Origin of the sequence: Chamaesiphon polymorphus CCALA 037, assembly GCF_003003845.1 — a bacterium.
In the GTDB taxonomy this organism is placed as follows: domain Bacteria; phylum Cyanobacteriota; class Cyanobacteriia; order Cyanobacteriales; family Chamaesiphonaceae; genus Chamaesiphon; species Chamaesiphon polymorphus.
In genome coordinates, this window is sequence record NZ_PVWO01000204.1 from 1 (window position 1) to 9602 (window position 9602).

Consider the following 9602-nt stretch of genomic DNA (forward strand, 5'->3'; position numbering starts at 1 on the left):
CGCAGCGCAACTCGATCGCGCGTACCATCACCAACGGTGAAATCGATCGACCAGCCGACTTTTATACTACCAGCCTCGGCTCCGTCCAAACCGTCCAAGTCGAAGCCCGCGTCGCCGGACTTGCCAGCCAAATCACCCAAAGACTCGAACTTACCAGTACCCCCGCCCGCACCCAACCCGAAATCGTCCTGCTCCTCGGCGGTGCGATCGCCGAACGCCTCACCTCTGGCGGCGATATCGGGCTAGGGGTCATCAGTCTGGCCAGTTCCAACATTCTCAACACGCTTCAAGATCGCATTAGCGATGTCTTTAGCCTCAGCGATTTTCGACTGTTTCCGACCATTATCACCAATTCTAGAGCTAATAGTAATAGTACTTCCACCTTTGGCATCGCCGCCGAAATCGGCACCGAAATTACGCCCAAATTTTCAGCCTCAGTGTTCAAAATTCTCACCAATGGTGAGTCGCCATATTATAGTCTCCGCTATCGCGTCAACGACCAAGTTTTACTCCGAGGTTCTACCAATCTCTTCGGCGAAAATCGCGCAATTGTAGAATACGAACAGCGGTTTTAAACTAACGTTAATTCGACGTTTTTTCGGTTCTCACTAGATCTCGAATTTAATTCGATCGCTAACGTTAATATGTTAATATTTTAGCGATCGCGAAGATATTTTAGTGCTAATATCTGTAGCACTGAGATCGATATTTCTCGGTTAAGCCCAAATCAGGTAAATTAAGGGTTAGTCTTCAATACTTCTTGGTTAACAACTGCTGACGACTGAAGTCGTAGCTAGTGATACAAAGTCCGCCTTCGCAGACTAAGATATTCAGTACAGCTTCGGCGGCTAACAACTTAACCGAGAAGTATTGAGAGTAAAACACTCCGTCATTGGCTTTGGGGTAACTATTTTCCATCCCAACTAGTTGCCGCACTAGTTAAAGCTTGTTCTACGGTTTTTTCACCTAACATTGCTGCTTGGAGATTTTCATAGATCGCTTTCTTGAGTGCGTCGAGATTCTTTAATGGGGGAATGAGAATCTCCGATTGGGCTAATTGTTGCGCGCTAATCGATTTACCTCGATCGAGTGCAGATTTATCTTTACTGGCTGCTAATTTATTAATATATTCTTTCACGGCTGCGACATTAGAAGGCAACGTATCCGAAGCTTCGGCAAAGGCCAATTGATTGCTAGCGTTGGTAATAAATAGCGCGAACTTAACTGCCGCGTCGGGAGTTTTGGTAGTGCGGGGAATGACTAGATTCATTACTGCGACGCCTTTTTTACCATTAGGCCCAGATATTTGAGGAGCCACGGCAGAGACTTTGGCAATTTGAGGCGCGTTTTTAGCGATCGTATCGATAAACGGTGCCCCAGCAGAGAGCATCGCCGTCTCTCCCGCTTGATAGAGTTGAATGCCCTGTTGATGTCCCTGCGTGAGGGCTTCCTTGGGCAGGAAGCCCTGACGATACAGTTCGACCCAATATTCAAAGGCTGCTTTACCCGCAGGGGTATTAAAGGCCGCCTTGCCCTGCGGATCGACGAGCTGGACGCCCATTTGCACTAGCGATTCGAGGACATCGTTACTATCTTCAGGCACGAAGGTGGTAAAGAAGGCATATTTACCCGTTTTTTCTTTAACTTGCTTGGCAACTTGGGCTAATTCTTGATAAGTACTCGGCGGTTTGGTAATGCCTGCTTTGGTAAATAGTTGTTGATTATAGATTGTGACATTGGTAGTCAGATACCACGGCAAACTAAAAGCTTTGCCATTAAGCGTACCAGCTTGCCAGATGCTCGGTACGTACTGCTTATTTTCGCCCTTAGTTAAGACCGAATCCAAATCCAACCATGCATTTCTAGCGGCTAATTGAATGGCAAAATCGGGATTGAGATTGACCACATCGGGAGCAGTTTTTGCACCCATCGCCGCTTGGATCTTGCCTTGCATCGCTCCCCAGGGTACATCCACCCAGTGGACTTTAATACCGGGATTGGCAGTTTCAAATTTACCGATCGCGTCTTTAAAGTAGTTGTTAAACTTCGGCTGAAGCTGCATCGTCCAAAACTCTAACTTGGGAGTTTTTGGAGATTGGAGACAACTGACAACTCCAGTAAGTAGCAGTCCCAACAAACCACAGATGAGGAAACGACGAAAATTAGCAATTTTGACCATTAGCACTAGCACCCCTCGATCGACACTCAGGTATTATCGGTGATTTGGGCGATCGCGGCTAGGGGTAGCGGTAGGGAAAGTAGCAACGTTCGCCAAGTGGAAAACCCGAGTGCAGAATATTCCCATCGTACTAAGCGCGGGGACATTTCCCTTATCGCCGACAGCGTAGCATATGATTTTTTAGTATATGTTAAAATTTTCAGAACGCTGCGGGATAACAAGCTTGCTGGAACCGACAACGCCTGTCGCTAACCGCATGGCGGAGCAAGACAGCATTGCTCTTTGGCTCGATCGTCAGGCCGCCCCTAAATTGAAGGATCTAGAGAAATAACTCATGCGTGTAGAGGAACTAGAGTTTGCTAAGCAAGTTTTTTGTGCCTATAACGGGTGCTTCATGCGCCGCGATCTTGAAGCCTTGCGCAAACTCTACACTGACGATGGATCGTTCGTATACTTTGACAACCATGCTGATTGCGATTCACATAATCTTGACGACCACCTCTCAAAAGTCGGTGAATTTTTCAAGGCTGGGGAAATAGTAGAATTGGAGACAGAAGTTCTAGGTTGTAGCGTGCAAAGAGAGTCAGCCACGATCGCTGCTCATGTTCGATACAAACGAGAGAATCCTGAGCCAGGAGTAAGAGCTTCGGTATTTCTGGAGCGGCATGGCGAAGAATGGAAAATTCGTCATATTCACTACTCAACCAATCCCAATAAGGTTGACACCTAAAAAATCGCTCAACTGGAGCAACAATGGCTGTCTGCTAATTTGCAAAGCTTATCGTCGTCAGGTTAGCTCAGCCTTTAAAAAATCGATCGAGCTAAAATTGGCACGTCACACGATCGAGCTAAACGCGATCGAAAGTAAAGATTTACACTGTCGATCGACACTCAAGTATTAGCGGCGAGCTGTCTCAAGGGCGGGGGGCACTTTGTCGAGCCACCCCTAAGAGTTGCTTTGTGAGTTCTCCCCCGTCAAACATCAATTCTTGAAATGCCGCCTCCAAATGCTCATCCCGAATGCAAAGTTCGCTTCGCTCATCTGCTGCAAAGAGTGCTGCTTTTCGCACTAACTCCCGAATAAAAGCCGCACTCACGCCTCGACACCGCTCGACCAAGCTGGGCAAATTCTGAATCTGAAGCACTAACCCTTGACTATACAACTCAAACAATCGTTGCCGACACTCAGCATCGGGGAGCGGAATCTCGATCGCTTGGTCTACGCGTCCTGGACGAGACGCAAGCGCAGGTTCTAAGATTTCGGGTCGATTCGTCGTCAACAAAAACAGGACATCCGCATCATCTGCTAATCCATCCATCTGATTGAGCATCTCAAACAAGATAGCATTGCTATTTTTGCTTTGGTGGGTGCGTTCTTCTGCAATCAAATCCACATCTTCTAGAACGATCGTGGCAGGTTGTAGCAGGCGTGCCATCGTGCAGGATTGCTCGATCGATCCCACGCCACCCCCAGTAATTAAAATCGTCGTCCGATCTGGCATTTGGCTGGCGAGATACATCATAGTTAAGGTCTTTCCCGTACCAGGAGGCCCATAGAGCAGTAGCCCGCGCTTGAGATGCTGTCCTGCCGCTCTGAGCATCTCGCTCGCGCGGGCAAACCCTAACGTTTGCCGCTCGATCCGAGCCAGTAACGCCTCTGGCAGAATCAGGTTAGCACGCTCGATCGATCGCAGTTGATGGAATTGCACCGTCACCGTGCCACCTTTTTCTTCCTGTAATGAGATCGTGCGTCCTCGATACACATTGTGTCTTCGCATCTCGGTTCGTAAGTGCGCGAGAAACGCTTCTGCCGTTTCACACTGTCGCGCCATGACATCGATCGAGAGATTTGGCGGGAAGCCCAGTTGAGAGGGGCCTTTTACCAGCACCGCCAGACGCTCCTGCCCGACCCGAATTAAATAAAGCCCCGATTGTACGCAGGTTTTAACTCGATCTGCATCCAGTAGTATATTAGAATATTCCACAGGGCCAAGTTGGGGGCTAGATCCACCCATTAACCCCACCGAACCAGGCACGACTAATTGAGACAAGCCGGAGAGGATCTTCTCTGGCCCGCCAATCCCCATCAGCTCTGCCCTGCACTCCGGTCGATCGAGATAAGCTTCGAGTGCATTTTGAACATTGGGCTGGTCAGACTTTTCAAACTGTTGGGTAACGATCGGCAATTGTGTCGGGTCTGTCTCGAAGTGAGCACTCAGCAGGCGCACGAAGATTGGTGCTTCAGCATCAGTTGAGGAGGCAATTCGATCGAGAAAACCCTTGAAGGAGGCACCAAAATCTTGAGTAGAGAAGGGTCGATCGGTAGACATCAGGCAACACCTCTAAGAAGGGCTGTGGAATCAGACGTATAGATGATGGGAAAGTTTCGATAGGCGATCGAACATAGACATTCACACTGTCGATCAACATTCAAATCCGATCGGCAATTCGATCGATCGCGGCTAGGGTTAGAAAAACAGAACCATGCCCTACGTTAGAATATTGATACCGATCGATCTGAAGATCCCTTGACTAACAAGATCGCCCAATTCCGTCCATATCAGCCGCTCCTGCTCCGGATTTTGCATGGTTTCACGGGGTTATTTCTCATTGCCGCTATTCTGAGTGCCTATTGGACTTACGATACTTACGATCGACGCTGGGGTGGTTTCCTGCCCATTTACCGAGATATAGAAGGCATCCACGGCACCTTTGGGCTATGGACTTTGCTGATATTTCCAGCGTTTGCAATCTACGCCTTCCATCGGGGGCAAAGGCGTCTAATTCAGCCTGACTCTTTGGGCAAGCTGGCTCAGGTGGGTACACCCATTTGGTGGTACACCCTCAGCCGCATCGCTAATACTCTAGCCCTGGTCGCATTAACCTTCGCCGTGTTCAGCGGCAAGATGATGGACGATACCTGGCTCCCCAAGGGGGAATTAACCCATCTCTGGTACTACCTTCATTTAAGTTCGTGGGTAGTAATGATAAGTGCGATCGGCCTGCACCTGCTAATGAATGCTAAGGTAGGTGGCGCACCGCTACTGCTCTCCATGCTGACTTGGCAGTTCCGCGATAAGGATCGTCCTGTGCTCTGGCTGGCTCATCTCTCCCAGTGGTGGTCGGGCGTTCGGCAGGGAGCGTGGACGAGGTGGTTTCAACCAATAACAGCGACGATCGTCCTAGAAATTGCGATTTTAGTGAGTATTGTAGCTGCCTGGATTATTCCTCTGTTTGAGTAGCAGCTTCAGCAAGCAGGGGAAACAACGATCGAGATGAAAGCGATCGAAGGTCAAGATTCACACCGTCGATCGACACTCAGGTATTATCAGCGATTGGGTCGATCGCGGCTAGGGGTCGCGAAATCGACAACTGGTAAATGTGTCAAAAATGCTCAATTTTATAACACTCATTCCTTGGGGATGCCTCTTATGATGAAAGAAGAGGTACCGCAGAAAGCAATGAATACCAGAATGAGTAACAAAAATGTGCTCTGGCTGCGCTGGACGATTGCCAACGCTCTGTCAGAAGCAGTTGGGCTGGGCACAACCTTCACCACGATCGGATTGCTGACTGCCAAGATCGAGGATCGGCAGACAATGGGAATTCTACTCTCTTTCGCGATCGCCGTCTCGTGTGGGGCGATCGAAGCTACGATCGTGGGACTGGCGCAGTGGTGGGCAATGCATCCGTGGTTCCCAACCATCCGACGCTTGGCATGGTGGCGTGCTACTTCGATCGGTGCGTTGGTCGGCTATATACTGGGTTATATTCCATCTACCTTAATGAGCATAGGTGAAGTGGCAACGCAGACTCCCACGGCAGAGCCACCACAGTGGGTGACGCTAATACTCGCCGCTGGGCTGGGCGCGGTAGCAGGTGCAGTACTGTCCTTTGCACAGTGGCGGGTTTTACGCCGTAAGGTCGAACGCGCTGGGCTGTGGATTCCCGCTAATATGCTGGCATGGGCATTCGGGATGCCAGTTATTTTCTGGGGTATGGATGTAGCTTTCACCATGAGCGCGGTCTGGCAATCTGTGCTGGTTATAGGCGTTGCTCTGCTAGCCGCAGGCGTAATCGTGGGAATCATTCACGGGCGGTGCTTGATGATTCTAGCTGGAGAAAATTAGACGATCGCCAGCACTACTGCCCAACTCTTTTGGCTGGACTATTTCAATCTCGATCGTTATGGTTCGAGAATCGATCGTTAAATAAGTAACAGCTCATCAACTGTGACCCACCATTTAAGTCAAGACGCCTCTTGCCTAAAGGCAAGAGGCGTCTCGAAAAGGTTGCATAAGTTGATGACTAGAATTTACTAGCAGTAATTGTGTAGAGATCGAATTGTTGAGTATTATCTCTATAAACTACTGTTTTGCGATGTAAATCTAGTTGAATCGTGACATTTCTAGACTTATCGAACAAATAAACCGACCAATCATCGCGTCCAGTTTCTGTAAAACGAAAGATTGTGTTGCCTCGATCGTTAACTTCTTTCCAATTACCGTTACCTAGAGCCATAAACGAACCTTGGGGATGACTTACTGCCTTAACATTGTGACCATTTACTACTACTTTGCGGCTGGGTTTTTTGGTAATTCCACAAACTGATTCTTTGCCCCAGATCGTTGTTCTCCACTGTCCGTTCCATTCGCCACCAACTGCGGCAGCAGCTACAGGGCATTTAACTTGGGCATCTTCATTATTCCAAATCGGCCCTGCTTTAATATCTTTTGTAGATGCTTGAGCCGCAGAACCTAGCAGCATCGAAGTACCGATTGTGGTAACACTTAAACCGAGCAAAACCAGAGATTTGAAGTTCATGATGAAATATTCCTGTGTGTAGTTGATTCAAGCTCGTTTGAGCTTGTGATGATACTCACGTCAGGAATTTTAAATTATGCAGCGAGTGAAAAAAATTTTTCAGACGATCGAGAATTACCAGTGCGGACAATTTTTTAGCAACGCCTGCGATTAAAGCTGCGCGACAATTTTATAGATAGCACTGGTAATTGCGGTTAGTTCCGATCGTTGAATGATATACGGTGGCATCGTATAGATCAGTCGCCCAAACGGACGCAACCAAACGCCCTCTTCGACAAAGCGGGGCTGGATCGCTTGCATATTCACCGGAGCGTGTAACTCCACCACCCCAATTGCCCCCAACACTCGCACGTCCATAACTGCTGCCAAACTCCGACAAGGTTCCAGTTCGGCTTTGAGCTGAGTTTCGATCGATCGAATCGTCGCTTGCCAATCGTAACTTTCGAGCAAGGTCAAATTTGCGAGCGACACCGCACAGGCTAACGGGTTGGCCATAAATGTCGGGCCGTGCATAAATACCCCGGCTTCACCTGCTGCAAAAGTCTCGCTAATTTCTCGCGTCGTCAGCGTCGCTGCGAGGGACATAAAACCCCCAGATAGAGCCTTACCTACGCACAGAATATCGGGACATACCGCCGCATATTCGCAAGCAAACATTTTGCCAGTGCGGCCAAAGCCAGTGGCAATCTCATCTAAAATTAGCAATACATTGTATTCTTCGCATAAAGCCTTAGCTTGGCGCACGTATTCTGGATGATAAAAGCGCACCCCGCCAGCATTTTGCACTACTGGCTCAAAAATGGCGGCGGCGATGCGATCGTGGTGAGCGGCTAGCAACGCTGCAAAGCTATCGAGATCTCGTTGTTGCCAATCATCCTCGAAGGCTGTCTGCGGTGCCTCGGCGAAATATTGTTGAGTCACAATATTGCTAAACAGATGGTGCATCCCATTCACCGGATCGCAGGCTGACATCGCGGCAAAGGTGTCCCCATGATAGCCATTGCGAATGGTCAGAAACCGCTGTTTTTGAGGTAAGCCGCGATTGTACCAATACTGCACCGCCATCTTCATGGCAACTTCTACAGCAACCGAGCCAGAGTCACAAAAAAATACCTGCTGGAGTGGATCTGGCGTAATAGCAACCAATTTCATCGCCAAATCTACCGCTGGCTGATGAGTCAAACCACCAAACATGATGTGCGACATTCGACCGATCTGTGCGTGGGCTGCTTGGTTTAAGTGGGGATGGTTGTAACCATGAATGCAAGTCCACCAGGAGGAGATGCCATCAATGAGCGATCGACCATCCATTAACTGAATATATACGCCCTGCGCTGACTCTACCGGAAATACTGGTAACAGATTGGGCATGGCTGCATAGGGATGCCAAACATGCAGGCGATCGAAATCGAGGAGTTGTTCTAAAGACGGCATGGAGTATGAGGGTCGATATTGCTAGTATATTCTCAATGCTCGATCGATCGAGAATAACTGGTTTGGTTTTTGTCGAGCGACGATAAGTTATCGAGCGCATCGGGATCGAACCACACAAATTTTGACAATAACAGGAATCCAAAACTAATGGACGCCGCTACTAATTCCATCCGCGCGTTGGCGAAGCTTCCCTGTAGGGGAATTGTTGTCGAACCTTCTGTACCCGAACGGTTGGTAATTCGCCCTGTCGAACTTGCCACCCCATTACCCCACGAAGCGATCGTGCGAGTCGCCGCCATCTCTCTCAATCGCGGTGAAGTGCGTCGCTCTCAGACAGCCGCAGCCGGATGGCGACCGGGTTGGGACTTTGCAGGTACGATCGATACACCCGCTGCTGATGGTTCGGGATTTCCGGCGGGTACGCGGATTGTGGGATTTGTGGCTCAAGGAGCTTGGGCGGAGCGAGTAGTAGTGCCGACTCACTCGATCGCTGCCCTACCAGATACAGTGTCGTTTAAAGCTGCTGCAACGCTGCCAGTTGCTGGACTAACCGCCCTACTCGCTCTCGAATGCGGGGGACTATTATTAACTCGATCGGTGCTGATTACCGGGGCATCTGGCGGGGTTGGCTACTTTGCCTGTCAGTTAGCCGCACGTTCTGGTGCGATCGTTACCGCCCAAGTTCGTCGTCCCGAACAGGTCGATTTTGTGACGATGGCTGGCGCGCATCAAGTTATTGTGGGCAATGATTTTTCAACTTACGCGCCTTATAATTTGGCACTAGATTCTGTGGGTGGGGATGTTTTACCGAGAGTGTTGGAAAATTTGGCACCAGACGGTACCTGTGTGATGTTTGGGGCAACTGCGGGTACAGAAATTACCTTTAATGCGTCCAAATTTTATGGTGGTGGCGGCTTGAGTTTGTATGGTTTTATCCTATTTCACGAACTCAAGAAACAAACTGCGGCGGCGGGTTTAGCGCGATTGGTGGGGTTAGTTGCGACGGGGGAATTGATTCCCCACATCGATCTCGAAGCACCGTGGACGGATATTGCGACTGTCGCGCAGCAGTTAACGGATCGACAATTTCTTGGTAAGGCAGTTTTACACGTTCAAAGTTGATGTCTGTCTTTGTTTGACAGGGAGAATTCGATCGATAATTTAT

General features: G+C 49.2%; 11 protein-coding genes. 6 read left to right on the plus strand and 5 right to left on the minus strand.

Annotation, left to right across the window (positions count from 1 at the left end):
* The coding region (locus tag C7B77_RS15815) for a translocation/assembly module TamB domain-containing protein (protein WP_146138349.1) at positions 1-575 on the plus strand (575 nt) is incomplete at its 5' end.
* Between the two features lie 175 nt (positions 576-750).
* On the opposite strand, the gene C7B77_RS30050 is transcribed toward C7B77_RS15815, so the two are convergent.
* Both C7B77_RS30050 and C7B77_RS15820 read right to left on the minus strand, forming a co-directional pair.
* Positions 751-918, minus strand: a complete 168-nt coding sequence (locus C7B77_RS30050) for a hypothetical protein (protein WP_181243880.1) — start codon at positions 916-918, stop codon at positions 751-753.
* Entirely contained in the window at positions 908-2179 is a 1272-nt protein-coding gene (locus C7B77_RS15820; RefSeq protein WP_106306693.1) for an ABC transporter substrate-binding protein, read from the minus strand. The genes C7B77_RS30050 and C7B77_RS15820 overlap by 11 nt, the downstream gene beginning before the upstream one ends.
* A 334-nt stretch (positions 2180-2513) precedes the next feature.
* Here C7B77_RS15820 and C7B77_RS15830 point away from each other — a divergent pair, with 334 nt between their 5' ends.
* Positions 2514-2909, plus strand: coding sequence for a nuclear transport factor 2 family protein (locus C7B77_RS15830; RefSeq protein WP_106306699.1), 396 nt, complete (start codon positions 2514-2516; stop codon positions 2907-2909).
* Positions 2899-3081 (plus strand): hypothetical protein, encoded by a 183-nt coding sequence (locus C7B77_RS15835; RefSeq protein ID WP_106306702.1) that lies wholly within the window; start codon positions 2899-2901, stop codon positions 3079-3081. Before C7B77_RS15830 ends, C7B77_RS15835 begins: the two co-directional genes overlap by 11 nt.
* Positions 3082-3093: 12 nt before the next feature.
* Here the strand turns inward: C7B77_RS15835 and C7B77_RS15840 are convergent, their stop codons facing one another.
* Positions 3094-4509, minus strand: a complete 1416-nt coding sequence (locus tag C7B77_RS15840; protein WP_106306705.1) for an AAA family ATPase — start codon at positions 4507-4509, stop codon at positions 3094-3096.
* A gap of 198 nt (positions 4510-4707) precedes the next feature.
* On the opposite strand from C7B77_RS15840, the gene C7B77_RS15845 reads away from it, so the two are divergent.
* A complete protein-coding gene (locus C7B77_RS15845; protein ID WP_106306708.1) occupies positions 4708-5421 on the plus strand; it encodes a cytochrome b/b6 domain-containing protein in 714 nt (237 codons plus the stop codon).
* 33 nt (positions 5422-5454) lie between these two features.
* Positions 5455-6309 (plus strand): hypothetical protein, encoded by an 855-nt coding sequence (locus tag C7B77_RS15850; RefSeq protein WP_106306711.1) that lies wholly within the window; start codon positions 5455-5457, stop codon positions 6307-6309.
* A gap of 178 nt (positions 6310-6487) precedes the next feature.
* On the opposite strand, the gene C7B77_RS15855 is transcribed toward C7B77_RS15850, so the two are convergent.
* Together C7B77_RS15855 and bioA are read right to left on the minus strand one after the other, a co-directional pair.
* Positions 6488-7003: a mannan-binding lectin gene (locus C7B77_RS15855; protein WP_106306714.1), complete on the minus strand. Its 516-nt coding sequence runs from the start codon at positions 7001-7003 to the stop codon at positions 6488-6490.
* Between the two features lie 150 nt (positions 7004-7153).
* Positions 7154-8437 (minus strand): adenosylmethionine--8-amino-7-oxononanoate transaminase, encoded by a 1284-nt coding sequence (bioA, locus tag C7B77_RS15860; RefSeq protein WP_106306717.1) that lies wholly within the window; start codon positions 8435-8437, stop codon positions 7154-7156.
* 147 nt (positions 8438-8584) lie between these two features.
* Between bioA and C7B77_RS15865 the strand changes: the two genes are divergently transcribed.
* The gene (locus C7B77_RS15865) at positions 8585-9559 is read left to right on the plus strand and encodes a zinc-binding dehydrogenase (protein ID WP_219892168.1); all 975 of its coding nucleotides are present in this window, start codon (positions 8585-8587) and stop codon (positions 9557-9559) included.
* Positions 9560-9602 lie beyond the last annotated feature (43 nt).

Bases quoted from the DNA above. Each gene is read 5' to 3' on its own strand.
- C7B77_RS30050 (WP_181243880.1), bottom strand. From the start codon at position 918: ATGGAAAATAGTTACCCCAAAGCCAATGACGGAGTGTTTTACTCTCAA.
- C7B77_RS15820 (WP_106306693.1), bottom strand. From the start codon at position 2,179: ATGGTCAAAATTGCTAATTTTCGTCGTTTCCTCATCTGTGGTTTGTTG.
- C7B77_RS15830 (WP_106306699.1), top strand. From the start codon at position 2,514: ATGCGTGTAGAGGAACTAGAGTTTGCTAAGCAAGTTTTTTGTGCCTAT.
- C7B77_RS15840 (WP_106306705.1), bottom strand. From the start codon at position 4,509: ATGTCTACCGATCGACCCTTCTCTACTCAAGATTTTGGTGCCTCCTTC.
- C7B77_RS15850 (WP_106306711.1), top strand. From the start codon at position 5,455: ATGAAAGCGATCGAAGGTCAAGATTCACACCGTCGATCGACACTCAGG.
- C7B77_RS15855 (WP_106306714.1), bottom strand. From the start codon at position 7,003: ATGAACTTCAAATCTCTGGTTTTGCTCGGTTTAAGTGTTACCACAATC.
- bioA (WP_106306717.1), bottom strand. From the start codon at position 8,437: ATGCCGTCTTTAGAACAACTCCTCGATTTCGATCGCCTGCATGTTTGG.
- C7B77_RS15865 (WP_219892168.1), top strand. From the start codon at position 8,585: ATGGACGCCGCTACTAATTCCATCCGCGCGTTGGCGAAGCTTCCCTGT.